This is a genomic window from Marinarcus sediminis (SeqCode) (genome assembly GCF_048571275.1).
Classification (GTDB): domain Bacteria; phylum Campylobacterota; class Campylobacteria; order Campylobacterales; family Arcobacteraceae; genus Marinarcus; species Marinarcus sediminis.
Window position 1 is genome coordinate 629,323 of sequence record NZ_CP182357.1, and the last position, 26,013, is coordinate 655,335.

Below are 26,013 nucleotides of genomic sequence, written 5' to 3' on the forward strand. Positions count from 1 at the left end.
CAATACTTTATGAAAAAATTACTCTCATTATTCATTATTCACTTTTCATTATTCACTCTCATACAAGCCAGTACGCTGAATTTATCAATCAATGAAAACCCCAGCCGCCTTAATCCTATTTTATCCAATGACAGTGCCAGCAGTGAAATCAGTGATTGGCTATTTGATGGTTTATTTAAATACGATAAAAATGGACTCATTACAACCAATTTAGCTCAATCGTATCACTTTGAAAACAAGTTAAAACTCATTATTAAACTCAGGCATGATGTTTTGTGGCATGATGGAGAGAAATTCACTGCCAACGATGTTCTATTTACGTATCACTCTATTATCAATCCTAAAATCTTTACTTCTATTGCGTCGAACTACAATAAAGTGGCCTCGGTCAAAGCACTGGATGATTACACCCTTGAAATCATTTATAAAGAGTCCTACTTCAAAGCTTTACAAATTTGGATGGTAGGGATTTTACCCGAACACATTTTAAAAAATGAACCCGACATGATGAGCAGTTCATTTAATAAAAACCCCATTGGCACAGGGGCCTACAAACTCAAAACATTTGTCGCTTCAAATGACATCAAACTCATTGCCAATGATCACTACTTTCTTGGACGTCCAAAAATTGATGAAATTGTCTATAAATTTTTACCCGATCCAAGCACCTCTTTTTTGATGTTAAAACAGAACCAATTGGATATTGGAAGCTTAACCCCTCTTCAAGTGGACAGACAAATTGATGAGACGTTTAAAAAAGAGTATACAATCATTGAACAACCCAGTTTTGCTTATGCGTATTTGGGATTCAATTTAAAAGATAAAAAATTTCAAGACTTAAAAGTGCGTCAAGCACTCTCTTTGGGAATCAATCGAAAAGAGCTGGTTGATATTTTGTTTTTTGGACATGCCAGAGTTTGCACAGGACCTTTTCTTCCGGGCAGTTTTGCTTTTAATGACCAAATTCCAGCCGTCAAACAAGATATAAAAAAAGCAAAAGCACTTTTAAAAGAAGCAGGCTATGATGAAACACACCCTTTTACATTTACCACCGTTACAAATACAGGAAACGAAACCAGAATCAATGCAGCTGAAATCATACAGTATCAATTGGCAAAAATTGGGGTAAAGATGAATATTCGTGTCATGGAGTGGCAAGCGTATTTAAACACCGTTGTGCACCCAAGAAAATACGAAGCCATACTCTTAGGTTGGAAGTTGGCACTCATGCCAGATGCCTATCCTTTATGGCACAGTGCAAGTGATAAAAAGGGAGCTTTCAATTTTGTAGGTTATCACAACAAAGAAGTGGACAGACTCATTGAAGAAGCCTCTGTCACCATAGACCAAAAACAGTTGGGTGTGTATTATAAAAAAATATTCAAACACATCACCGATGATATTCCATATCTGTTTTTATATATTCCCAACTCTATCAGTGCGGTTAATGCTTCCATTAAAAATATAGAACCCACTTTTATTGGCATTATGCACAACCAAATCGATTGGATTAAACCCGAAGAAACTCAAGGAGACAAATGAAAGAGAATATCCTGCTGTTTGATTTAGATGGCACTTTAATTGATTCAACGGATGCCATTGTTTCAACTTTTTATCACTCATTTGAAAAAATGAATCATACCTTTAAAGGAACTGATGAAGACATCAAAGCACTCATTGGTTACCCACTTGATATTATGTTTGAGCACTTAGGTGTCAATAAACTCTACGTTTGGGATTTTGTAGATGCCTATAAAATGCGCTACAAAGATATTTCCAAACAACAAACTCTGCTTTTAGAGAATGTCGTTCAAGCCTTAGAGTTGGCACAAACCTTTTCAAGAATGTCGGTAGTTACAACCAAAACAGGCTCCCTCTCTGCTCCTTTATTAGAACACATGAATATCTGTCACTATTTTGAGCACATCACTGGCCGTGAACACGTTCAACACCCAAAACCTCATCCTGAACCCATTTTATTTACACTGGAATTGATGAAATGCACTCATCACTCAAGTAACATTTGGATGATTGGAGATACCAAATTGGATCTAATTGCAGCCAATGAAGCCAAGATACAGAGTGTGGGTGTTTTATGTGGATACGGAAGTGAAAATGAGTTAAGACAATACACTTCTAATATTGCTTCAAACTCATATGAAGCAGTCAAATTGATTCAATCAATGCTAAAACCTTAATTTAGTCTTTAATAAATAGAGTAATCTATCTTTACATTTGTCTTCTCAGTTCTAAAGGCATAAAAAAAAATTACTCTATATTTTATGACAAATAAAAATCATAAAATAATCTAAAAGATTATTTATAAGGGTTTTATAAAAGTATTCTTAATTAAAAAATATAATATTGAAGATTTTCTCATAATTTTAGCACTATATCAAGAATAAAAACAACCTTTGCTAATTTCTTTTTAGTATGAATTAAGTTTAGAATAAGTATCCTATACGACATTAAAAATTAAGGGAAATTAACAATGTCAAAAATTTTTGCTACAATGGATGGTAACGAAGCTGCTGCACATGTATCATATGCATTCACAGAAGTAGCTGGAGTTTATCCGATTACTCCATCTTCTCAGATGGGTGATAACACGGAGAAATGGGCAACACAAGGGAAAAAGAATCTTTTCGGTACAACAGTAAAAGTTATCGAAATGCAATCTGAAGCGGGTGCTGCTGGAACATTTCATGGTTCACTACAAGCAGGTGCACTTACAACAACGTATACAGCATCACAAGGTCTACTTTTAAAAATACCGAATATGTATAAAGTTGCAGGGCAACTTTTACCTGGTGTTATTCACGTCAGTGCCAGAGCACTTGCTGCACATGCACTTTCAATTTTTGGTGATCACCAAGATGTTATGAGTGCACGAGCGACTGGTTTTGCAATGTTAGCAACGGGTTCTGTTCAAGAAGTTATGGATTTAGGTGGGGTTGCACACCTTGCTGCCATTAAAGGAAGAGTGCCATTCTTACACTTTTTTGATGGATTCAGAACATCGCATGAAATCAATAAAATTGAAGTGATGGACTATGCTGTATTTGACAGATTGTTAGATAAAGAAGCAGTACAAAGATTCAGAGACACTTCACTTAATCCTGAATCACCTATAACAAGAGGAACTGCACAAAATGATGATATCTACTTCCAAGGAAGAGAAGCACAAAATAAATTTTATAATGCTGTGCCAGATATTGTAAATGATTATATGCAAGAAATCTCTAAAGTAACGGGAAGAAACTATGCACCGTTTACCTATTATGGGGATGAAAATGCAACCGATATTATCATTGCAATGGGTTCTGTTACAGAAACCATCAAAGAGACCATTGATTACTTAACAAAAACTCAAGGTAGAAAAGTAGGACTTTTAACAGTACACTTATACCGACCATTCAGCACAAAATATTTCATGGATGTTTTACCTGCATCGGTTGAGAGAATTTGTGTTATTGACAGAACAAAAGAGCCAGGAAGTTTAGGTGAACCATTATACTTAGACATCAAATCAGTGTTCTATAATGAGAAAAAACAACCAAAAATCATTGGTGGACGATATGGATTATCTTCAAAAGATGTTCCTCCTGCACAAATCATTGCTTTATATGATAACTTAGCAAGTGATAACTCTAAAGACAACTTTACCGTAGGTATTAATGACGATGTTACCTTTACTTCAATTGAAGTGGGTGAAAATGTTTCTGTCGTTTCAGATGAAGTAAGAGAGTGTCTCTTCTATGGTTTAGGTGCAGATGGTACTGTTGGAGCAAATAAAAACTCTGTTAAAATTATTGGGGATAAAACCGATTTATACGCACAAGCTTATTTTGCCTATGACTCTAAAAAATCAGGTGGGTACACACGTTCGCACTTAAGATTCAGTAAAGACCCTATCCGATCAACTTACCTTGTATCAAATCCAAGTTTTATTGCTTGTTCAAAAGCGGTTTACTTAGAGCAATACGAAGTGATTGATAAAATCAGAAAAGGTGGAACATTCTTACTGAACTCAATTTGGGATGAAAAAGAAACGATTGAAAAAATTCCTGCACGAGTTAAAAAAATCTTAGCAGACAAAGAAGTGAACTTCTACATTATCAATGCAACGAAATTGGCTCGAGATATTGGATTGGGTACAAGAACCAATACCATTATGCAAGCTGCTTTCTTTAAATTAGCCGATGTTATTGATTATGAAGATGCAAAAAAATATATGAAACAATATGCAGAAAAAGCTTATGGAAACAAAGGTGAAGACATTGTTAAAATGAACTATGCTGCCATTGATTCAGGTGAAGCTGGAATTGTTAAAGTAACCATTGATTCTTCATGGAGTAACCTTGAAGGTGGACCATTAGTCGTTAACTCAAACTATTCAGGAAGTGATTTTGTTGAAAACTTTGCAAAAGTAGTTAATGCTGCAAAAGGAGATACGCTTCCTGTATCAATCTTTACAAACAGAGAAGATGGAACGTTTGAAAATGGTTCAACTAAATATGAAAAAAGAGGAATTGCAACAATGGTTCCTCAATGGAATCAAGATACCTGTATTCAATGTAACCAATGTGCATTTGAGTGTCCACATGCCGTTATTCGTCCATTCTTATTAGATGAAGAAGAATTTGCCAATGCACCTGAAGGGGTTAAAAAATTCTCTATTGATGCCAGTGGAAAAGGAATCAAAGATAAAGGATTAAAATATAAAATCCAAGTCTCTATTCTAGATTGTACAGGATGTAATGTTTGTGTTGATATTTGTCCTACAAAAGAAAAATCACTTAAAATGGTACCATTTGAAAACATGGAAGAACAAGGTGAACAAGAGAATGCAGACTACTTATTCAATGATGTAACTTACAAAGATTACTTAATTGAAAAAGACAGTGTTAAAGGTTCTCAATTTGCTCAACCACTGTTTGAATTCCACAGTGCATGTCCAGGATGTGGGGAGACTCCATACATTACTTTAGCAACACAAATGTTTGGTGAAAGAATGATGGTTGCCAATGCAACAGGATGTACATCAATTTATTCAGCATCAGCTCCATCAACACCTTATACAAAAAATGCAAAAGGTGAAGGTCCAGCTTGGGCAAACTCATTATTTGAAGATAATGCAGAATTTGGATATGGAATGCATCATGCGATGGAAGCTATCCGAAACAGAATCAATATGGTCATGAATGAGACAATGGAACAAGTTACGAATCCATTAAAAGTGTTATACAAAGAGTGGATTGAACACAGAAATAATGGAGTTAAAACTCAAGAAATCAGAGACAAATTGGTACCTCAATTAGAACAAAACAGAGATTTACCAGGTGTTGATGTTTTACTTTCATTGAAAAAATACATTGTCAGAAAATCTCAATGGATCATCGGTGGAGATGGTTGGGCATACGATATTGGATACGGTGGATTAGACCATGTCCTTTCAACTGGACAAAACGTTAACGTTTTAGTTGTTGATACTGAAGTCTATTCAAATACGGGTGGTCAATCTTCTAAATCAGCACGTACTGGTTCAATTGCAGACTTTACAAATGATGGTAAACCAAATGCGAAAAAAGATTTAGGGTATATCTCTATGACGTATGGAAACATTTACGTAGCACAAATCAACTCAAGAGCGAGCCAAAAACAAGCCGTTCAAGCGTTAAAAGAAGCAGAAGAGTACAATGGTCCTTCATTGGTCATTGCATACTCTCCATGTATTGCTCACGGTATCAAAGGTGGATTGATGAAATCCGTTGACCAAGGACAATTGGCAACCGATTGTGGATATTGGCCAATCTATACATTTGACCCAAGAAAAATTGAAGAGGGTAAAAACCCAATCAAAATTTCAGGTAAAAAACCTGATTGGGATAAATACGAAGATTTCTTATTACAAGAAACACGTTATAACTCATTGAAAAAATTGAACCCATCTCATGCAAATGAAATGTTAGCTCAAAACAAAAAAGAGGCGCAATACCGATTTAGACAGCTTTCGCGTATGGCTGCAGCAGACTATTCTGACGAATTAGAATAACACTTTTTTCAAATAGGTGAAATAATTTCACCTATTTGATTTTTTCAAAAAATCGGCTCAAAAAGTAACACGGCCTTCAACTTTAAGCTTTCTTCCTTTTTTTCTTAATCAAACCTAAAACATACAACTTCTCTCTTGTACAATTAAGCTATATCTTAGCTTCAAATCCTCAAATTATGTACATACTAGACACAATTTGTACATAATTTTTACATAATCTTAAGTATATTTATTAACTTTTAAATTAAAATGCACACAAGAAAGAACAGATAAAATTTCAACCAGACATAAGTCTTTAAACTACTAAATAAACATTTTAGGAGCATGAGATGCTAGAAATTAGATGGCACAGCCGTGCTGGTCAAGGTGCCGTAACAGGTGCTAAAGGACTTGGTTCAGTTGTTGCAGAAACAGGAAAAGAAGTACAAGCATTTGCGTTCTATGGTTCTGCAAAAAGAGGTGCATCAATGACTGCTTATAACAGAATTGATGATAAAACCATTTTAAATCATGAAAAATATATGGTTCCTGATTATGTGTTTATACTTGACCCTGCGTTGGTCTTTACAGATGACTTTACCGCCAATGAAAAAGAGAGTACACAATATATTATTACCACTCACTTAAAAAAAGATGAACTGATTGCTTTGGTACCAGCATTAGCGGGTCGAGAAGACAGAGTATTTATATTAGATTGTTTTACCATTGCGCAAGAGACGATTGGAAGACCTATTCCAAATACTCCTATGCTTGGTGCATTTATGAAAATCAGTGGAATGTTCGACATTCACGTTTTCCAAGATGCAATGAAATCAGTGCTTAAAAAACTTCCTCAAAAGATAATCGATGCGAATATGGTTGCTATTGAGCGAGCATTTAATGAAGTACATTAAGGAGACTCTATGAGCAAATCAATTAAAGATATGGGATGGGATGAGTTAGTACCGGGTGCTGCTGTATTCTCATTTGACGCCAATATAAATTATAACATCGCCGATGTTTTACCCGAAGAGAGAACCTATGCTCAAACAAACTCTAGAAATGCCTATGTAGGTGACTGGCGTGTCATGAAGCCCGTTTGGAATTCACAATTGTGCATTGATTGTCAAAACTGTTGGTTATTTTGTCCCGATACCTCAATTATCTCACGAAACAAAGAGATGCAAGGGGTGGATTATGACCACTGTAAAGGTTGTGGAATTTGTGTGGAAGTTTGTCCTACCAATCCAAAATCGTTGTTAATGTTTAACGAAACAGAAAAAAATGAAACCGCACTGACTAAGTGGCCTCTTAAAAAGACAAAGGGTGAATAATGAATAAAAAAATTATGGATTTAAATACAGTAGAAGTTTGGGATGGAAACATGGCAAACTCACAAGCACTTCGACAAGCCGATGTGGATGTTGTAGCTGCTTACCCTATTACTCCTTCAACTGCAACGGTTGAAAACTACGCTACTTTCCATGCCAATGGGTATGTTGATGGTGAAATTGTCATGGTTGAATCAGAACATGCTGCTATGTCAGGATGTGTTGGTGCGGGTGCTGCGGGTGGAAGAGTTGCAACAGCAACTTCTTCACAAGGACTTGCCTTAATGATTGAAGTATTGTACCAAGCTTCAGGGATGAGAATTCCAGTGGTTTTATGTTTGGTTAACCGAGCGTTAGCGGCACCTTTAAATGTAAATGGTGATCACTCAGACATGTACCTTACACGAGATTGTGGTTGGATTTCAATTGATGCATTTAACCCTCAAGAAGCGTATGATATTACCTTAATGGCATTTAGAATCAGTGAACACAAAGATGTAAGACTTCCCGTAATTTCAAACCAAGATGGATTTATGACGTCACACACAGCACAAAATGTTCGACCATTAAGCGATGAAGTTGCTTCTAAATTTGTAGGGGATTACTTACAAGTCAATGCAATGTTAGACTTTTCAAAACCCGTAACTCATGGTGTACAAACCGAACATGACTGGCACTTTGAGCACAAAGCAAAACAACATGCAGCGTTAATGGGTTCTATGCCAATCATTGAAGAAATTTTTGAAGAGTATTCAAACTTAAGCGGAAGAAAATATAACATTGTTGAAGACTATAAAGTAGAAGATGCAGACGTGGTTATTGTCTGTTTAGGTACCACATACGAATCAGCACTTTTAGCTGTGGATCAAATGAGAGAAGAAGGTATAAAAGCGGGTGTTCTTGCACCAAGACTTTTCAGACCATTCCCATTGACTCAATTAGCGGCAAAATTACAAAACGTTAAAGCCATTGCCTGTATGGACAGATCCGCTCCAGGTGGAACGGTTGGAACACTTTACAACGAAGTTTCAGGGGCACTGTTTAACACACCAGCTCGTCCAGTATTGAGAAACTTAATCTATGGCTTGGGTGGTAGAGATATGACAATCAATGAATTAAAAGGTATCTTCAGAAACTTAGACACCGATGCAAAAAATGGAAAACTTACAGGGAAAATCCAAACACTTCACGGTGTTAGAGGACCAGAGTTAAGTTTCTATGAATTTTAAGGAATAAACAATGAGTAATCAAAAAGTAATTAAAAACTTAAAAGCGTTTTCAACTGCGGCAGAAAGATTTGAGGGTTCTCACGTTTTATGTCCAGGTTGTGCACACTCAATTATTGTAAGAGAAGTATTAAATGCCACCAATGACAACTTGGTGGTTTCTGCATCAACAGGGTGTTTAGAAGTTTGTACAGCGATTTATCCTCACACTTCTTGGGATTGTTCTTGGATTCATATTGGATTTGAAAACTCTTCAACAGCGATTGCTGGGGCAGAAGCTATGAACAAAGCCTTAAGAAGAAAAGGCAGAATTTCTGCAGATACACCTGAGCCTAAATTTGTAGCGTTTGGTGGAGATGGTGCAACATACGACATTGGTTTCCAATGGATTTCGGGATGTTTTGAAAGAGGTCACGACATGATGTATGTCTGTTTAGACAATGAAGTTTACGCCAATACAGGTGGTCAACGTTCATCTTCTACACCATTAGGTTCAAGTACAACAACAGCCCCTGCTGGTTCTACCTCATACGGTGAAAAACAAAATAAAAAAGACATGGTAGCTATCATGGCAGCTCACGGTTCACCATACGTAGCACAAGTTGCTCCAAACAAATGGAAAGACATGGTTGCTAAAATCCAAAAAGGGTTTGATACCAAAGGTCCTGTATTTATCAATGCCATGAGTGCTTGTACCACAGAGTGGAAATTCCAACCACACCAAACCATCGAAGCTTCAGATTTAGCGGTTGATTCATTGGTTTTTCCATTGTATGAAATTATAGATGGAACAGAGTTAAACATCACATACCGACCAAAAAATATCGTGCCAGTACGTGATTACCTCGGTTTCCAACCAAGATTCAAACATCTATTTAAGCCAGAAAATGAGCATATCATTGAAGAGTGGCAAAGAAGAGTCGATGCGAAATGGGATTATCTACAAAGAAGAGAAGCAGCACGCGTATAAAAGCAAAATTTTTGCTTTTATACTGCGTTGAATAGCGATTTTAAATCAGTCACATAGTTTACTATGCTCCTTGAATTTAAAATCACTCTTCGCCTTGCCTAAAAACAAAACTTTAGCTTTTCTCAATTACATCTAATTTTATTTTAACTGTTTCAATTTTTAAAAATCCCATTTTATTTTTTAATTCTACTAATTCGTTATATATTTTTAGAAAAGTGACAAATATCTTTAGTAGATTTTTTCATTAATTCATTATAGTTTTCATCTTTAAAATCTATATATTTAATATCTACTAATTTTTGAAGTATTGGTTGAAGAACTACACCTTTTTTATTTATAAACTCTTTATAATAAGTATTAAAGACTAATTCTTCAGCTAGTAATCCATTTTTGCATTTGTCATTAGCTATTTTCCCTAAATAATCTTCATCATAAGGAATAATCTCTTTTAATTTTGCTGATGCACTGTCATAAAACATTCCTAATTGTAATTTATTTTTGATTACTCGAGATAATTGTTTATTTTTATTCCATTTATGAATTAATTCATCCGTATAAAAACTTGTTATTATATTTTCTCTTTCTCTTATTGTTAATATATCCTCATCAACATCATTCCCTATTTCCCCCAAAAATTCTTCTACTATCATTTCTTTATCTGCATAACTCACGATTGGTTCATATTTATCTGGAAATAATAGAAACAATAATATAGCTTTTATTCCAGCTTTTTTATATTCTTTACCTCGATAAAATTCTAATTCATTTTTAACATTAATTGATTTTATTTCTTTCTGTAATTCTTCTTCTTTAGAAATTAAATCTTGATTTTCAAATAATTTCTTTATAAAAATGTGAATAACACATACTTCTTCATATTTATTTTGAGTATACGAAATTCCACAATTAGCAAATCCATATTCAGGGAAAAACTTTTCATCCAATTCATAACCCAACAAAAAACTTACATCCTCAATTTTAGATTTTTTTGTCCTACTGACCTTATAATATTTATTATTTATTGAAGAAAAAAAATAATTATAAAGCCACAGATAATTAACAAATAAGTGTTTGAATGATTTTGTAGTACCAACAGTTTGCAGAGCAGTTTTTTCACGAAAAGAAATATTTTTTGCGGATATATAATTCTTTATATATTGTTCTTCAAACATTAAAAAGTTTTCTGGAGAACAGATATTTATATTTTCATCAAAAAAACTTTTCCCTTTTACCAATACTGTTTGTTTAAATTTTTCAAATAAAACTAAATCTTTTTTTGAACCTTTATTTATTGCATCTATCATTCATTACCTTGTAAAAAAATTATTACTTACTATTCTAACTATATGGCACTAAATCCTGCCTTTGATGAAGCCGAGTGTTTGATTTTCTCTTTTCTAAACAAGCCCGAAACTGTTTGAGCGTTAAGCAAGGTGCTAAATGCACCTTGTAGCGAGTTTTGCAGGGCAGGAAAGAGGAAAGCAATAAGGGAGGGAAGCTTCGCCTTCATCAACTTGGCAGTTGCTTTCTTTGTTACTTTCTTTTCAACAAAAGAAAGTAAAAGAGGAAACCCTTGTGGTTTTCAAGAGAAATTTCTTCATTCAGTTATCCATCCATTAACCATTGATTGTTTATCCATTTATTATCACTTGTTATAATTAATTTACAAGACGCCTACGAACGTCTTTCATTTGTTCTTTTAAAAAAGAGGTCCGCGAAGCCTCTTTTTTTTTGCCTGATTTTTCAAACTTAACTGCATATTGTTTATTTATTAACCAAAATTCTTATTCAAACCCTGCCTCATTAAGCTATACTTATTTAAAATAAAAAAGGAAAAGCATGGGTGTATTTGATGTTGCCTTACAACGAAGTCTCAAAGCAGACGACAAAAACAAGATTCTTGATTATTTCCAAAACGAATTAAAACCGCGCTCAAAAGAGCCAATTGCTCCGAATAAAGAGGGGTTTACTCTTGAAAAATTCAGAGAAAAAAAATCTCTGATGCAATATAACTTGAGCGTGAGTGTAACACCCACAAAAGAGGGACACCTGCTTAGCATTGAAGGGGAACTGCAAAACCTTTGGATTATTGTTGTCTTTATTGCCTTAGGTGTTTTGTTTACCTATGGTGTGGGTTTGGTTGTGGTCATTGCCTTTGTCTATTTTCAAAAGGTTGTTGCCACCAACTATTTTAATGCCTTAATTGACCGCTTTAAATCCTAATTGCTTTTGGGTATATTAATTGCATAGTCAACACAAAGGAGTTTTATGTCTGAAATGTTTAAACAAGCCTATGACTGGGCATTAACGTATAACTTTGAACCCATCGAAATAGAGTATGCCTCAAAATTGGCACTTAAAATGCTTGATGACAGTTGCAAAATGAATGATCACGACCGAGAAGTTTTTTTCAATGTCTACGACGCACTATGCGACAGAAGTGATGTGGCACTTGACGACGACGTCAATCGTCTCATCCAACTTGCCCGAGACAGAAGCACCATCTACGCAAAGCCAGAGTATGCTTCCATTGTTCATGCGTGTCGGTTAGAAGTGATTGAACACATAATTCGAATTCACATGAAAGCTTATAAAAGAATGGTAAGAAGAAACCTCGGTTTAGTCTAAACATATAAAGCCCTATTCAAGTCTAATGTGATACAATCACACATAAAATAAGAATTGTAAAAGGATTTAATATGCCATTATTAGACAGCTTCAGAGTTGACCATACCATTATGCCAGCACCTGCCGTTCGAGTTGCAAAAACAATGAAATCACCTTCAGGTGACGTAATTACTGTATTTGATTTAAGATTTTATGCCCCAAATATTGATAAAATGAGTGCAAAAGGTATCCACACATTAGAGCACCTTTTTGCTGGATTTATTAGAGAGCATTTAAACTCAAAAGATGTTGAAATCATCGATGTCTCACCAATGGGGTGCAGAACAGGGTTTTACATGAGTCTTTTGGGAAAACCAAGTGAAAAAACAGTTGCAAAAGCTTGGAAACAAGCCATGAAAGACGTTTTAAAAGTGGCAAGTCAAAATGACATTCCAGAATTAAACGAATACCAATGCGGTACGTATAAAATGCACTCTCTTAAATCAGCTAAAAAAATTGCCAAAGATATTTTGAAAAAAGATATCGGTGTTATGAACAACAAAGCGCTTTTTTTAACTGAGAAAAAAATGAAAAAATTGGGCATCTGAATTTGGAAAAAGAGTTAAATCTTTTTAAAGAATTTTTTCAACCTTTTGAAAACATTGCCATACTGCACATCAACAATGGGCTTGATTTTATCACGCCCACTCTTGATGATGTGGCACAAACTTATCATGGTACAGTAAATACCATCGCGTTTAAAGAAGAGAAAGACGCTCGCCTCAATGCCGTTGCACGTGAATATGAATATATCGTTTTAAGCAATATTCTTACAGCTTGTAAACACAAAGATAAAATCCTACAACTCATGTACAAAGCGTTGGAAAACTCAGCAAACATTATTATCTTAGAGAAAAAATCAAACCACAATGAAGATGAAATAAAGTCATTACTTGATAAAGCTTCGTTTGTTGCCATTAACACTACCTCTGATTTGTTTGAAGAATATCACTGCATTACGGCAAAAAAACTGCACATGTGGGGCAGTGGGCTTTGATTGTAACCACTCAAGATGGCTCAAACACTCTCTTCTCAAAAGCCTATAATCAACACTATCACAACATTAAAGAGGGAGCAGTGTTTGAATCTTTGAGCAAACATGTCATTCCCGCATTGACTTTTCACCAAAACAAAAAACATCTGCGTATTCTTGATATCTGTTTTGGTTTAGGATACAACACCTTAAGCACGCTTTATTACCTCACAGAACATAAACTTAACCTTACGCTGGAGATATTCTCACCTGAGTTAGATGAAGCGCTTATAGAGTCTCTTATTGGCTTTAAATACCCTAAAGAGTTTGAAACTCTCTTACCCATCATTCAAACTTTGGCAAAAGATAAAAAATATGAAGATGAGAAGATAAAAATAGAACTTTTTATAGGCAATGCCCGAGACTATGTCAAAACACTTACTCAATTAGATATTGTCTATCAAGATGCGTTCAGTTCCGAAGTGAACAGTGAACTTTGGAGTGTAGAGTATTTTAAAGATATTTATAAGGCATGCTCAAAAAATGCCATAATAACCACATATGCTATTGCCACACCCATTCGACTCTCCATGCACGAAGCAGGATTTTCAATTTATGAGTTCATTCCCCAAAAAAGAAAAATCACCTTGGGCTTCAAACAAAAACAGAGCTTTATTGGGAAGTATGTCGATATGGAATTGAAAAAAATAAGAAATAAAGAAGCCAAATCATTGGTAGACTAATGCCATTTTTTGTGCTATGATTCTTGTATGAAAACACAAAAACAATCCGTAGTCTTAGTCATACTTCAATTTTTATTTGTCTTCATTTTACTTTTAAGTGATGGCTCAATTACCGACAATGGTTTGTCGCTTTTATTGTGTGTTATTGGGTTTGGCATTGGCATTTGGGCATTAATCAACAATGACATTTACAACTTTAATATCACCCCTGAATTAAAAGAGAGCGGACGACTCATACGGAAAGGTCCCTATGAATACTCAAGACATCCGATGTATCTTGCTTTGATGATTATTATGTTGGGGGTATCTATTGCCACGAATGAGTTTTTTTATTATCTTATTTTTTTAGCGTTGGTCTTTGTTTTGTATCTAAAAGCTGTGAGAGAAGAGTATTTGTGGAACAAAAAAAGTTATGAATATGCCAAATATCAAAAAAGAACAAAAATGTTTGTCCCTTTTCTTTTTTAATTTTACTCTTTAATTAAATTATCCAGCATATATTTTTCTAACTCTTTTTTACTGATTTCTGCTTTCATCGCACCGTGAAAAATCTCTTCGACTTTATAACGATACTCATCGTAAGGGAAATAAGGAAAGTGTACTTTCCAAGCCTCTTTAATGATTTTTCCTGTCATTTTATCTTTAATCCAAATTCTAAAAAAGTTAAACCAAATAAAAATAACCGCCGTAAAAAACATGGCTGCTAAAATTGAAGCATGTGAATCAATGTGTGCAAAAACTTTATGTGTCAGTGCGGCAAAAGGAACAGCAAAAAAAGAGACAAAAACAATATAGACAAAATAGGCTCTTCCAATTTTTAATCGAAATCCCAATCGAGCAGCATCAACGTGCATTTTTTCATTGTGTTGAACATTAGCAACCAACAAATCTTTTAATAGTACAGGCTGTTTTGATGTAATAAAACAATAATCTAGTATTTTATCTAACAATAGTGTTCCTTGAAAATGATTGATATAAGATATTTTATCTTATTTTAGTTAATTAATAGCTAATACACCTCTGTAAAATCAAGATACTTCTAATTTCTCTTTTAAATCTGAGACAATATTGTACCCGTGATTTAAAGCCAATGCAATAGAGCCTCCAATATCTCCAGCAATATCGCCTGCAATATATAAACCTATGTCATTTTGGTTTTTTTCATTGACAATCATTTCACCCGTTTCATCGAACTTTACGGAACAATTTTGCAAGAATTCTTTCGGAGTAACACCCCCTAAAGCATAAATTATTCTATCAAACTGGGCTGTACTCTTATCTTCAAAAAAGACTTTTATTCGTCCGTTACTCTCTTCAATTTTTTCAATATCGATACCCATTTTAAGACGTACTTGACCTTTTTCAACGCTTTTCATTAAATTATCAACATTGTTAGGGTGGGCTCGAGTAAGCACCTCTTTTCGATAGTTAAACATGACCTTATTATCTTCACAAATAAAATAGGCATATTCACAAGCACTGTCCCCACCCCCTACGACTAAAACATCTTCATTCCCTTTACATTCAGAAATGGAGTGGTGAATCTGTTTTTTAAGACTGGATGGAATTTTATACGAAGGCATATTGGGTTTTCCCATTTTACCAATAGCAATGACTACATTAAGAGCATAATAACTCTCATTGTTGGTTAACATCACTTCAAAACAGTTTTCAATGCGTTTGACCCCAGCAACTTCAGTATTGAACTGTGCATTTATGAGGTTTTTTTCTAAAGAGTCATCAAATAAATCTAAGGTACTCTCTTTTGTGCCACCTTCAAAATTGATATGTCCTTTGATATCAACATGAATACCTTTCCAATCTTTATCGACGGGTTTGTTCTCTTTAAAATATTTTCGGATGGTTTCGGAGTGATTGTTCCCTTTTTCAAAAATAATAATTTTTTTTAGTCCCAAAATAACCGCTTCACATGAAGTGGCTATTCCACCTGGACCTGCTCCAATAATTGCGATGTCATATATCTCTTTCATCATGAATCCTTTGAGCCAATATCTTAAATTATAACATAAAATATTCCATTCATAAAAAGATACTTGTATATAAAATAACCTATAAAAAAGATGGGGGAAAGGATGTTTTGAAAAATGAATTTCAGAGAGTTCGTATGCACTCTCTGAAATTATACATTGTAGTAACTGGCTTCTTTATGTGGCACAATAATCGCGCACGTACTTTGTTCTGGATGAATTTGAAAAGTTTCACTCAACTCAATTCCAAACTCTTCAGGTTTAAGTAAATCAAAAATCAATCGACTCATCTCTAAATCTGGACACGCAGCATAACCAGGAGAGTATCGGCAACCCACATACTGTTTCATTTGCACATCATTTAGAGTATGCCCCTCTTTAGAGACAATATCCAAATCCAATCGGACTTGTTTGTGTACAATTTCTGCCAAAGCTTCAGCTAACTCTACACCTAAACCATGTACATGGTAATACTCTTGAAATTTACCTGCATCGTATAAAGTGCGTTCATAATCACTGATTTTTAACCCCGCACTCACACAAGAAAATGCAATCACATCGAGCTTATCACTTCTGAAAAAATCCGCAATACATCGGTGAGGCTCTCTTCCTTGTCGTGGAAATTCAAACACTTTAATTGCTTCATCTAATGAAGGCAAGTTTTGAGTGCCTTCTTGATTGTTATAAAGATGCTTCTCATCAAAAATATAGAGTTTGTTGTCTTGCGCCAAACAAGGAAAGTAACCGTACAGCACAATTGGGTCAAACAAGTTTTTATCCAAAAACTCCCCTTTGAGTTTTTCATACGTAGGACGAACGAACTCCTCTTCTTGTTTTAAAAACTTTTCAGTTGTTAAATCGGCTCGTTTATATCCCCATCGTTGTCTGAATAAAACTCGATGGTTAATCCAATTAAACGCCAACTCTTTATTGAAATTTCTTTCATGCAATACATGACGTCCCCAAAAAGGAGGAATCAGTTGTAGCTCACTTCGGCTTGGCATTTTAATTTCATGGTGTGGTGGAATAATCACTTTTTCTTTAACTTTGATTTTCTCTTCATCCATTACAACCTCATCGGCTGCTAATTTGGTATTAAAATCACTGTTTTCTATTCGTTGCATCGAAACAACCCCATCAAAAGCGTCTCGACAATAAAAAATAGGACCATCATAAATGGGTCTACAATAATCGTTAATAAAGGCTTTGGTTAAAGCAGCTCCACCTAAAAGAACCGGAATATCAATGCCTTGTCGTTTAAGCTCTTCTAAATTCTCTTTCATCACAGCCGTACTTTTTACGAGCAATCCACTCATCCCAATGGCTTGGGCTTTGTGCTCTTTAACAGCAACGATAAAGTCATTGATGTCAGCTTTAATTCCAATGTTAATGACTTTAAATCCATTATTGGATAAAATAATATCGACCAAGTTTTTACCCACATCGTGCACATCACCTTTAACCGTACCCAAAACTAAAACCGTATCACTGGCTTTTTCCTCTTTGGGCAAATAAGGGTTAAGAGAATCTACCGTAGCTTTCATGGTTTCCGCGCTTTGCAATACAAAAGGCAGTTGCATTTGCCCTGAACCAAAAAGTTCTCCAATCACTTTCATTCCATCAATTAACCACTCGTTGACAATCAATTCAGGTGGAACTTCATGTCTGATCTCTTGGACTAAGGGAAGCAGTCTCTCTTTGTCACCATCTAAAAGCAGTTTTTTAACTTTTTCTTCACTGCTTAAGGCATTGTACTCATCATCACTTTGTTCCGCAACCGCTTCAATCGTTGAAAAGTGCTCAATGAACTTGAATAAAGGGTCACCATTTTCTTGGTTGTTAAACAATAAATCATCACACGCTTTTTTATCCGCTTCACTGATTTTATTCATGGGTAAAATATGCTTAACATTCACAATCGCACTTGTTAAGCCAGCTTGAACACAATAGTGTAAAAACATAGAATTTAAATAAATTCTGGCATTGGCACTTAATCCAAAAGAGATGTTTGAAAGTCCCAAAGTGGTACCTACTTCTGGGTGCATTTGTTGAAACTCTTTAATGGCATTAATGGTTTCAACTGCTGCCGTTCGATACTCATCATCGCCACTTCCAACAGTAAAAACCAACATATCAAAAACCAAATCCGTAGGTTTAAAACCATGTAGCTTTACCGCTCGTTGATAGATTCGTTCAGCCACTTCAACTTTTCGTTGAGCACTCTTTGACATACCTATTTCATCGATGACCAAACAGACCAAGCTGGCACCAAATCGTTTCGCCAAACGACACACCTCATCAAACTTCTCTTCCCCATCTTCTAAATTGACTGAGTTGATAATGGGTTTTCCACCAATTTGTTTCAACGCCGTTTCCAACGCTTTTATTTGTGTTGAATCAGGCATTAAAGGCAGTTGTATTTTTTGAGAGTACAAAGCCACCACTTCATTCATATCTTTGGTTTCATCACGACCTGCAAACCCTACACTCACATCAATAACATGAGCGCCTGCTCGAACTTGTTGTTGCGCAACAGAGAGAGTTCCTTCGTAATCATTCTCTTTTAAAAGTTCTCGAAACGCCTTACTTCCCGTGGCATTGCTTCGCTCTCCAATCAGTAAGGGAGCGGGTTCTTGCTTTAAAGGAACACTCATAAACAATGAAGCTAAAGAGGGTTCACACACACCCGTTGGTGATTTGGGTTTAAGGCCTTTTACCCCATCGGCTAAGGCTTTAATGTGTTGTGGCGTTGTTCCACAACATCCCCCTAAAAATGAGACTCCAGGTAAATTTAAAAACTCTTTTTGCAGCTCCACAAATTCATTGGGTCCCATTGGATAGTAGGTATATCCTCCTCTGTTTTGTGGCAACCCTGCATTGGCATGCACAGAGATATAAAAAGGGCAAACTTCGCTGAGTGTTTTCACATGTTTTGCCACTTGTTTTGGTCCCGTTCCACAGTTAAATCCCAAGGACAAAATATTAAATGGTTCTAAAATGGTTGCTATGGTTAACGCATCTGTCCCAATAAGCATGGTTCCACTTAACTCGATGGTGACTGAAACCATGATAGGAATATGGGGATTCAAATCACTTATGGCATGAAGTCCTGCTTTAATTTGCAAAGGATCTTGACACGTTTCGAGTAAAAATATATCAACCCCACCGTCAATCATCCCTTGAGCCATAATTTTATAACCCTCATACATTTCATCATACGTAATGTGACCTAAGCTGGGCAGTTTTGTTCCAGGACCAATTGAACCCAAAACAAATCGTGGTTTTTCTGGTGTACTGTATTTTTTACACACCTCTTTTGCCAAACTCACTCCCAATTTTGATAACTCATAAGAGCGGTGTCCGATCCCATATTCATCTAACACCCACGGCATTGAACCAAAGGTATTGGTTGTAATTAAATCGGCATCTGCATTGGCATAAGCACGGTAAATTTTTTCTAAAACATGAGGAGCAGTGGCATTGAGAAGTTCATTACACCCTTCTAAATCTTCACCGTTTTCACCCAACCACTCTTCTTTAGTAATTTGAGCTAATTGAAGCTGTGTTCCCATAGCTCCATCAATGATTAAGGCTCTTTGTTTAATGATCTCTTTGATTGTATTTGTCATATATTATTCAACTTTGTATTGTATTAATCGCAGATTATACCTTTTTCTTTGTCAAAATAAGTTTTAACGGTTTTTCTAGTTTTTTTGTACAATGATACGAATAACCGAAGCTTTTCCGTGATGCCCTTTTCCCTCATCTAAAATCACCTCTTGTTGTACAAGTTTATGAATTTTACTTTGCGTAAAAAGAGCCTCAAAAGAGTTAACATCATACAATAAATCCAAATCTTTTGGTCCACCACTGTTGTAGTTAATTTGCTCTTTTGAAAAAAATTCTGCCACAAAAAAACCTTTTGATTTGAGTGCTCCTTCAATGTAATTAAAGACTTGTTCACGTAAAGGCGATGCCAAATGTAAAAAAGAGGTAATTATGGTACCAAACTTCTTTTTAGGCACCCAATCGTTTAAATCCAAACAGGTCGTTTTTATAAATACACCCTCTTCTTGTGCAAATGCTTCTAATTTTGCCAATGCCACATCTGAAGCATCCAGTGCCCGAACTTCAAACCCTTTTTTTGCAAAATGGACTGCATTACGACCTTCTCCTTCGCCCAAGCAGAGCATTCTCTCTTTTTTACTGAAGTTTTTTTCACATGACATTAAAAAAGCATTGGGTTTTTTACCATAAAAGTACTCTTCAGTCTCAAATTTTTTATTCCAAAACTCTTTTTGTTCCATACCTACTCTTTATACTAAATTTTATATTTTAATATTGTATTGTACAATTAAAAGCTAATAATAAAATAGCATTTTAAAGGTACCCCATGCAATTTAGAAGAATTTTACTTATTTTTTCTTTTTTTATTGTTAATTTTCTCTTTGCCAATGAATTTGTTTTGTCCCAACAAAAGATAGAAACTGCAAAATACCAAGCAACGTTGAGTTATAAAATAGCTCAAAACTCTCAAAAAGCCGTTCTTTATATTCATGGATTTAACGATTATTTTTTTAACAAAATGTTTGCAAAAGAGTTTTATGACAATGGCTACTCATTTTTTGCCCTAGATTTACACAACTATGGCAGAAATTTAACACCTACTTCTAAACCCTACTATTTTACCCATATAGAAGAATTTGATGATGAGATAACGCAAACCATTGAGTTAATGAAAGAAAAATTTGCCATAGAAGATATTACTCTTTATGGTTACTCACAAGGGGGTCTCATAAGTGCCTTATATGCCAACAAATATGGCAATGTCAATCGGCTTATTTTAGACAGCCCCTTTTTGGATTTTAATTTCAATGCCTTTTTGGAAAATATTGCTCTTCCCGTAGTAGCAAAATTGGGTCAATTTTTTCCAACATTTAAAATAGAGTCCAATGAACCCAATATCTTTGGGCAATCGTTGCATAAAGATTTTTATGGGGAGTGGGATTTTGATACTCATTTAAAAAGTACTCAAACCAATGCACCCATTTATTTAGGTTGGATCAATGCCATTTATCAAGCTCAAAAAAAGATACATAAAGGCATTGATATTAATTTGCCCATATTATGTCTCTACTCGTCGATGTCTCAACCCTCGTCCTCAGAAAAAAAATTTCATCATAGCAGTGATATTGTTTTAAGTGTAAAAGATATAAAAAAGTATTCACAAAATTTAAATAAAAACAAAAAGTTAACTCAACACGTTGAAATCAAAAATGCCATGCATGGCGTTATTTTTTCACAAAAAGATGTCAGAAATGAAGCCTATAAAATCATATTTAATTGGCTCAATAGCAAATCTTAATCGTTTTTTTGTTACTCTTTTGAGTTAATTTTAAAGGAATTTTAATGGAAATTTCAACATTTACGAAAAATTTACTCATCTGCACAACCACTCTTGTCTTACTCTCAGGCTGTGCAACAAATGAATTAAATCCAACACAATACTCTTCAAATATCACTGATAAAATCACTGTTCCAGAAGCGTGTAAAAATCAATATGAAAATGCCTTCCCTACCGTTGCCGTGATGAATTTTACAAATAATTCAACCTTTGGAAAAGCAGAAGTGTACACCTCAAGCACCACAAAAAGAGGAAGTGCACTGGCTGGAATTGTTGCCAATGGCTCAGGAATCGGATTGGGCGTTGCCAAAGGTTCTAAAAAAAATACCATCAATATCAAACGAGCCGTTGATGCAAAACTTTCAGAAACACTCACCCCTCTTTTAGAATCAAAAGTTTCAAAACTGGGTGCAGTGAAATTAATTGCCAGAAACGATTTGGCGAAAATCAATGAAGAGTTAAAACTGCAAGACTCAGGTCTGCTTGACCCTTCAACTACCGTTGAATTTGGAAAAATATCAGGCGTAAAATATATTGTAACGGGATCAATTGATAACGTGGAAATCAACAACAGAAGCAATGAAGGTGCTGCCATTGCTGTCAATAATGCAACCAGTCGAAGCAACAATGATACAGTAAAAATAGTGGGCTTAATTGGAAGAGTTTTGACCTCTTTTACCGATGGATTACTGATTAAAACCACAACAACCATTAAAATATTGGATGTCAGCACAGGAAAAATTATCTACTCACAAACATTCATTGATGATGTCAATGTTGGAAAATTTGCGAATCCTACTTACGATATTTATATTGGTGGCATCAAAGCTGCTATCATTAACTCTTTGGAAGAAATCAATGGCGATTTTACAAAACATTTCAAAATCAAAGGGTATATTACAAAAATAAAAAGCAATGGCAGTGATGAAATTGTGCAAGTGAATATTGGTAAAAAATACCATGTGCACGAAAATCAAATCTTTAATGTCTACTCTTTTGAAGAGAATATTGACCCCCTTACTGGAAAAATAACTTGCGATAAAATTCAAATGCCAATCAAACTTAAAGCCAGTCAACAAATCAATGATTTTCACAGTTGGTTCAGTGTTGAAGAAAAACATGCCGATTTAAAACTGCTGCAACTTGTAGAAGAAGCCGATGAAGAGGATGGACTATTTTAATGTGCTTAACTTATAAAAAATGGGCAATTATTGCCTCAATGCTTTTTTTGTTCACTGGTTGTGTTCAAATGCCTTTGATGAAAAAGGAAACCGCACAAGTGCCACAATGGTATCTGAATGCACCTGCAAACACCTCTGCTTATCTTTATGGAACGGGGGAAGGCACTTCATTGCAAAGTGCAAAAAGTGCTGCATTAAATGATATGTCAGGACGATTGAGTGTGCAAGTAAGCTCCTCATTAAACCAAACAACCACCACTTCTCGAAACAATTCGGGTGAAAATGGGTACAATAAAGAGGTAACTCAAAATATCAATATTGCCGTTCAAAACATCAACTTTACCAATGCAGTAATAGAAAAAACCATCACCCTAGGTAACTCGTTTTTTGTCTTAATGAAGGTCAATCGACAAGAACTTTTTAATCAAACCAAACAAGAGTTTGATATGACCAACAGACGAATTAACGACTTATTAGAAGTTTCTAATGTACAACCGATACTTGAACAAATTTATACTTTACAAAATCTGCAACCTGTTCTACTTGAAGCAAAAAATCAAGCTTCAGTATTAAAAGCGTTAAACAATGGCTTTGATGAAAGCAGTTATTTTCACCACTATTCAAGAATTGAAAACTCCTTGGTTACCTCAAAAGCTGCCGTAAAAATAAAAATTGCTACAAATTTACAAAGCAGCTATTTTGCCGATGAATTTATTGATGAGTTAAATAAAAATGAGTATAAAATTGTCAGCAGCAATGAAAATGTAAAAATTACCCTAAACAATAAAGTCAACTACTCAACAGCCATGGGGTGGAAAATTGCAAAAGTGGCGACAACCATTTCCGTCATTTCCAATGGTAAAATCATTTCAAACAATATTATCAACAGTGTGGGAAGATCAACTTCATCTGAAATAAATGCCGTAATGAGTGCCTCAAAAGATTTTAAACTCCAACTGCTCAAAAAAGGGTTAGATTCAATTTTATTTAATAAATAAATTTTTCACTTTTGTTTAATTAAAACTTCGCTAGACTATTACTTAAAATTCAATTTAGGAAATAATAATGACCGAAGCAAAATACATCTGGATGGATGGAGAATTTAAAAACTGGCACGATGCTACTACACACGTATTAAGCCACACGCTTCATTATGGTAATGGTGCTATTGAAGGAACCAAAGCATACAAAACAGTTGATGGAAGATGTGCAATATTCAAACTTCCAGAACACACAAAAAGATTGATTAATTCTGCAAAAATGACGCTGATTACTGTCCCTTATACAATGGATGAGTTAAACAAAGTTCAAGTTGAACTGTTACAAAAAAATGAACTGTTTAATGGTGCTTATATAAGACCTTTAGTTTATTTAGGTTATGGTGTGATGGGTCTGTACCATAAAGATGCTCCTGTACAAGTATCTGTAGCTGCTTGGGAATGGGGTGCATATTTGGGTGATGAAGGGCTTAAAAAAGGTGTTAGAGTTAAAATTGCATCTATGACACGAACTCCAAATACTTCAGGTATGGGAAAAGCCAAAGCAGTTGCAAACTATCTGAACTCACAAATGGCAAAATTTGAAGCCGTTGAAGCGGGCTATGATGAAGCACTATTAAGAGATGATCAAGGATATATTGCTGAAGCCAGTGGGGCTTGTTTCTTTATTGTTCGAGACGGTGTTGTTATCACACCTCCAAATGATAACTCATTGGAATCAATCACACAAGCAACGGTTATTGATCTTGCAAAAGATTTAGGATATGAAGTACTCAGAAGAAGAATTACACGAGAAGAGATATATATTGCTGATGAAGCATTTTTTACTGGAACTGCCGTTGAAGTAACGCCTATTAGAGAAGTTGATTGTAGAATCATTGGTGCAGGGCAAAGAGGTCCTGTTACAGAAAAACTACAAACTGCTTACTTTGACGCTGTATCTGGTAAAAATGAAAAGTATTTAAAACACTTAACCTACGTAAACTAAGGAAAATATAATGCCTATAGACAATGACTATTTTAAGAATAGACAAAAACAGAGCGGTGGAGGAAATGGTGGCGATGGTGGAAACTATCAGCCCCCTTTTGAAACACCTGAATTTTTAAAAAATTTGGGTAAAAAAGCTGGAGTAATCTATGCTGTTGTAATTATTATTGCAATTATGTTTATTGCAAAACCATTTGTGATTATTGAATCAGGACAAGTGGGAATTAAAGTAACTGCAGGTAAATATGACAATATGCCTTTGACTCCAGGATTTCACTTATACATTCCTGTCGTTCAAAAAGTGATTGTAATTGATACAAAAGTACGATTAATTAACTACAGCAGTGTAGAACAAATGGGTGGATTTGATTCGGGAATTAAACTCAATCCTGCCATTAACATTCTTGATGCCAGAGGCTTACCTGTCTCAATTGAATTGACTGTTCAATACAGACTAACTGCCGATGGTGCACCAACAACCATTGCAAACTGGGGACTTTCTTGGGAAGAGAAAATCATTAACCCTGTTGTAAGAGACATTGTAAGAAATGTTGTTGGAACATACACAGCAGAAGAGTTACCAACTAAAAGAAATGAAATTGCCGTTAAAATTGAAGATGGTATTCGAGCCAACATCAATAATTTACAAGGTACTCCTGTTTCACTTCTGTCTGTTCAGTTAAGAGAAATTGGTCTTCCCGTTAAAATTAAAGAACAAATTGAGCGAGTTCAAATTGCAAATCAAGAGTCTGAACGAGTAAAATATGAAGTTCAAAGAACAAAACAAGAAGCTGAAAAAAGAGCCGCAAAAGCCACTGGAGATGCAGAAGCCAACAGAATTGAAGCCAAAGGTCGTGCAGATGCTGTAACCATTGAAGCGAAAGCTCAAGCCTCTGCCAATAAAGCCATTGCGGAATCTTTAACAACCAATTTACTTAAAATGCAACAAATTGAAGTTCAAGGTAAATTTAACGACGCACTTCGTGAAAACAAAGATGCAAAAATTTTCCTAACACCAGGTGGTTCAACTCCAAATATTTGGGTTGATACTAAAGACAGAGCCAGAGATACGGCCGTTAATAGTAAATAAAAAAAGAGCAGAACTTCTGCTCTTTTTAATATGATGATCAGAAATATTTTAATTTCAGTTTTATTTATTTGTCTTTTTATTTTGTATTATCAAAACAGACAGCTTGCTGATTACTCCGATATAGTGGAAAATGAAAACAATACCTTAAAACTAAAAATCAATACGTTGCTTCAACAAAATAAGAATTTATCTCTTAAATATTTGTCACCATTATATAAAGAAGACAGATTTTACAGTGAACTTCCTTACCGATACCAATGGTATTTAGAAGAAAACTACCATCATATCAATAATTATGTCACAGAGGATTCCAACAGTTTAGAAGAGTTTTACAACAGCTTGGATATTTTGCCTGAGATTATTTATGATAAAGAGAAAGAAAATTTAACAATAAAATTTCAAATGAAAAAAAATTTTTAA

24 protein-coding genes are annotated in these 26,013 nt (G+C 35.0%); 19 read left to right on the top strand and 5 right to left on the bottom strand.

Annotated elements, in window-relative coordinates; genetic code table 11:
• Positions 1 to 9 precede the first annotated feature (9 nt).
• The 7 genes from ACNI3C_RS03190 to ACNI3C_RS03220 all read left to right on the top strand — a co-directional run bounded on the left by ACNI3C_RS03190 (position 10) and on the right by ACNI3C_RS03220 (position 9,561).
• Positions 10 to 1,542: a peptide-binding protein gene (locus tag ACNI3C_RS03190; RefSeq protein WP_419770803.1), complete on the top strand. Its 1,533-nt coding sequence runs from the start codon at positions 10 to 12 to the stop codon at positions 1,540 to 1,542.
• Positions 1,539 to 2,198 carry an HAD family hydrolase gene (locus ACNI3C_RS03195; protein ID WP_419770804.1) on the top strand — a complete coding sequence of 220 codons (660 nt, stop codon included), beginning with the start codon at positions 1,539 to 1,541 and terminating at the stop codon, positions 2,196 to 2,198. The genes ACNI3C_RS03190 and ACNI3C_RS03195 overlap by 4 nt, the downstream gene beginning before the upstream one ends.
• Before the next feature lie 293 nt (positions 2,199 to 2,491).
• Positions 2,492 to 6,055 (top strand): pyruvate:ferredoxin (flavodoxin) oxidoreductase, encoded by a 3,564-nt coding sequence (gene nifJ, locus ACNI3C_RS03200; RefSeq protein ID WP_419770805.1) that lies wholly within the window; start codon positions 2,492 to 2,494, stop codon positions 6,053 to 6,055.
• 329 nt (positions 6,056 to 6,384) lie between these two features.
• The gene (locus ACNI3C_RS03205; protein ID WP_419770806.1) at positions 6,385 to 6,948 is read left to right on the top strand and encodes a pyruvate flavodoxin oxidoreductase subunit gamma; all 564 of its coding nucleotides are present in this window, start codon (positions 6,385 to 6,387) and stop codon (positions 6,946 to 6,948) included.
• A gap of 9 nt (positions 6,949 to 6,957) precedes the next feature.
• The gene (locus tag ACNI3C_RS03210; protein WP_419770807.1) at positions 6,958 to 7,368 is read left to right on the top strand and encodes a 4Fe-4S dicluster-binding protein; all 411 of its coding nucleotides are present in this window, start codon (positions 6,958 to 6,960) and stop codon (positions 7,366 to 7,368) included.
• Entirely contained in the window at positions 7,368 to 8,594 is a 1,227-nt protein-coding gene (locus tag ACNI3C_RS03215; RefSeq protein WP_419770808.1) for a 2-oxoacid:ferredoxin oxidoreductase subunit alpha, read from the top strand. Before ACNI3C_RS03210 ends, ACNI3C_RS03215 begins: the two co-directional genes overlap by 1 nt.
• Positions 8,595 to 8,604: 10 nt before the next feature.
• Complete coding sequence (locus ACNI3C_RS03220; RefSeq protein ID WP_419770809.1) at positions 8,605 to 9,561, top strand: thiamine pyrophosphate-dependent enzyme; 957 nt, start codon at positions 8,605 to 8,607, stop codon at positions 9,559 to 9,561.
• Positions 9,562 to 9,758: 197 nt separating this feature from the next.
• On the opposite strand, the gene ACNI3C_RS03225 is transcribed toward ACNI3C_RS03220, so the two are convergent.
• Positions 9,759 to 10,865 (bottom strand): hypothetical protein, encoded by a 1,107-nt coding sequence (locus tag ACNI3C_RS03225; protein ID WP_419770810.1) that lies wholly within the window; start codon positions 10,863 to 10,865, stop codon positions 9,759 to 9,761.
• A gap of 535 nt (positions 10,866 to 11,400) precedes the next feature.
• On the opposite strand from ACNI3C_RS03225, the gene ACNI3C_RS03230 reads away from it, so the two are divergent.
• From ACNI3C_RS03230 to ACNI3C_RS03255, 6 genes are all read left to right on the top strand, one after another.
• Positions 11,401 to 11,784 carry a hypothetical protein gene (locus tag ACNI3C_RS03230; RefSeq protein ID WP_419770811.1) on the top strand — a complete coding sequence of 128 codons (384 nt, stop codon included), beginning with the start codon at positions 11,401 to 11,403 and terminating at the stop codon, positions 11,782 to 11,784.
• Positions 11,785 to 11,829: 45 nt separating this feature from the next.
• Entirely contained in the window at positions 11,830 to 12,189 is a 360-nt protein-coding gene (locus ACNI3C_RS03235) for a hypothetical protein (protein WP_419770812.1), read from the top strand.
• Positions 12,190 to 12,260: 71 nt separating this feature from the next.
• The gene (gene luxS, locus ACNI3C_RS03240) at positions 12,261 to 12,776 is read left to right on the top strand and encodes an S-ribosylhomocysteine lyase (protein WP_419770813.1); all 516 of its coding nucleotides are present in this window, start codon (positions 12,261 to 12,263) and stop codon (positions 12,774 to 12,776) included.
• 2 nt (positions 12,777 to 12,778) lie between these two features.
• Entirely contained in the window at positions 12,779 to 13,225 is a 447-nt protein-coding gene (locus tag ACNI3C_RS03245) for a hypothetical protein (RefSeq protein WP_419770814.1), read from the top strand.
• Positions 13,222 to 13,944 carry a tRNA (5-methylaminomethyl-2-thiouridine)(34)-methyltransferase MnmD gene (locus tag ACNI3C_RS03250; protein WP_419770815.1) on the top strand — a complete coding sequence of 241 codons (723 nt, stop codon included), beginning with the start codon at positions 13,222 to 13,224 and terminating at the stop codon, positions 13,942 to 13,944. The genes ACNI3C_RS03245 and ACNI3C_RS03250 overlap by 4 nt, the downstream gene beginning before the upstream one ends.
• Before the next feature lie 27 nt (positions 13,945 to 13,971).
• Entirely contained in the window at positions 13,972 to 14,412 is a 441-nt protein-coding gene (locus ACNI3C_RS03255) for a methyltransferase family protein (RefSeq protein WP_419770816.1), read from the top strand.
• Between the two features lie 2 nt (positions 14,413 to 14,414).
• Here ACNI3C_RS03255 and ACNI3C_RS03260 read toward each other — a convergent pair whose 3' ends face one another.
• The 4 genes from ACNI3C_RS03260 to ACNI3C_RS03275 all read right to left on the bottom strand — a co-directional run bounded on the left by ACNI3C_RS03260 (position 14,415) and on the right by ACNI3C_RS03275 (position 20,239).
• On the bottom strand, positions 14,415 to 14,894 hold the full coding sequence (locus ACNI3C_RS03260; RefSeq protein WP_419770817.1) for a hypothetical protein: 480 nt from the start codon (positions 14,892 to 14,894) through the stop codon (positions 14,415 to 14,417).
• Between the two features lie 78 nt (positions 14,895 to 14,972).
• A complete protein-coding gene (locus ACNI3C_RS03265; protein WP_419770818.1) occupies positions 14,973 to 15,935 on the bottom strand; it encodes an NAD(P)-binding domain-containing protein in 963 nt (320 codons plus the stop codon).
• A 149-nt stretch (positions 15,936 to 16,084) separates the two neighbouring features.
• Positions 16,085 to 19,561: a methionine synthase gene (metH, locus tag ACNI3C_RS03270; RefSeq protein WP_419770819.1), complete on the bottom strand. Its 3,477-nt coding sequence runs from the start codon at positions 19,559 to 19,561 to the stop codon at positions 16,085 to 16,087.
• Positions 19,562 to 19,636: 75 nt separating this feature from the next.
• On the bottom strand, positions 19,637 to 20,239 hold the full coding sequence (locus ACNI3C_RS03275) for a class I SAM-dependent methyltransferase (protein ID WP_419770820.1): 603 nt from the start codon (positions 20,237 to 20,239) through the stop codon (positions 19,637 to 19,639).
• Between the two features lie 86 nt (positions 20,240 to 20,325).
• Here ACNI3C_RS03275 and ACNI3C_RS03280 point away from each other — a divergent pair, with 86 nt between their 5' ends.
• The 6 genes from ACNI3C_RS03280 to ACNI3C_RS03305 all read left to right on the top strand — a co-directional run bounded on the left by ACNI3C_RS03280 (position 20,326) and on the right by ACNI3C_RS03305 (position 26,013).
• A complete protein-coding gene (locus ACNI3C_RS03280; protein ID WP_419770821.1) occupies positions 20,326 to 21,297 on the top strand; it encodes an alpha/beta hydrolase in 972 nt (323 codons plus the stop codon).
• Between the two features lie 44 nt (positions 21,298 to 21,341).
• The gene (locus ACNI3C_RS03285) at positions 21,342 to 22,517 is read left to right on the top strand and encodes a CsgG/HfaB family protein (protein ID WP_419770822.1); all 1,176 of its coding nucleotides are present in this window, start codon (positions 21,342 to 21,344) and stop codon (positions 22,515 to 22,517) included.
• Positions 22,517 to 23,515, top strand: coding sequence for an LPP20 family lipoprotein (locus tag ACNI3C_RS03290; RefSeq protein WP_419770823.1), 999 nt, complete (start codon positions 22,517 to 22,519; stop codon positions 23,513 to 23,515). The genes ACNI3C_RS03285 and ACNI3C_RS03290 overlap by 1 nt, the downstream gene beginning before the upstream one ends.
• Before the next feature lie 67 nt (positions 23,516 to 23,582).
• On the top strand, positions 23,583 to 24,503 hold the full coding sequence (locus ACNI3C_RS03295) for a branched-chain amino acid transaminase (protein ID WP_419770824.1): 921 nt from the start codon (positions 23,583 to 23,585) through the stop codon (positions 24,501 to 24,503).
• A 10-nt stretch (positions 24,504 to 24,513) separates the two neighbouring features.
• Positions 24,514 to 25,593, top strand: a complete 1,080-nt coding sequence (locus ACNI3C_RS03300) for a prohibitin family protein (protein ID WP_419770825.1) — start codon at positions 24,514 to 24,516, stop codon at positions 25,591 to 25,593.
• Positions 25,594 to 25,623: 30 nt separating this feature from the next.
• Positions 25,624 to 26,013: a hypothetical protein gene (locus ACNI3C_RS03305; protein ID WP_419770826.1), complete on the top strand. Its 390-nt coding sequence runs from the start codon at positions 25,624 to 25,626 to the stop codon at positions 26,011 to 26,013.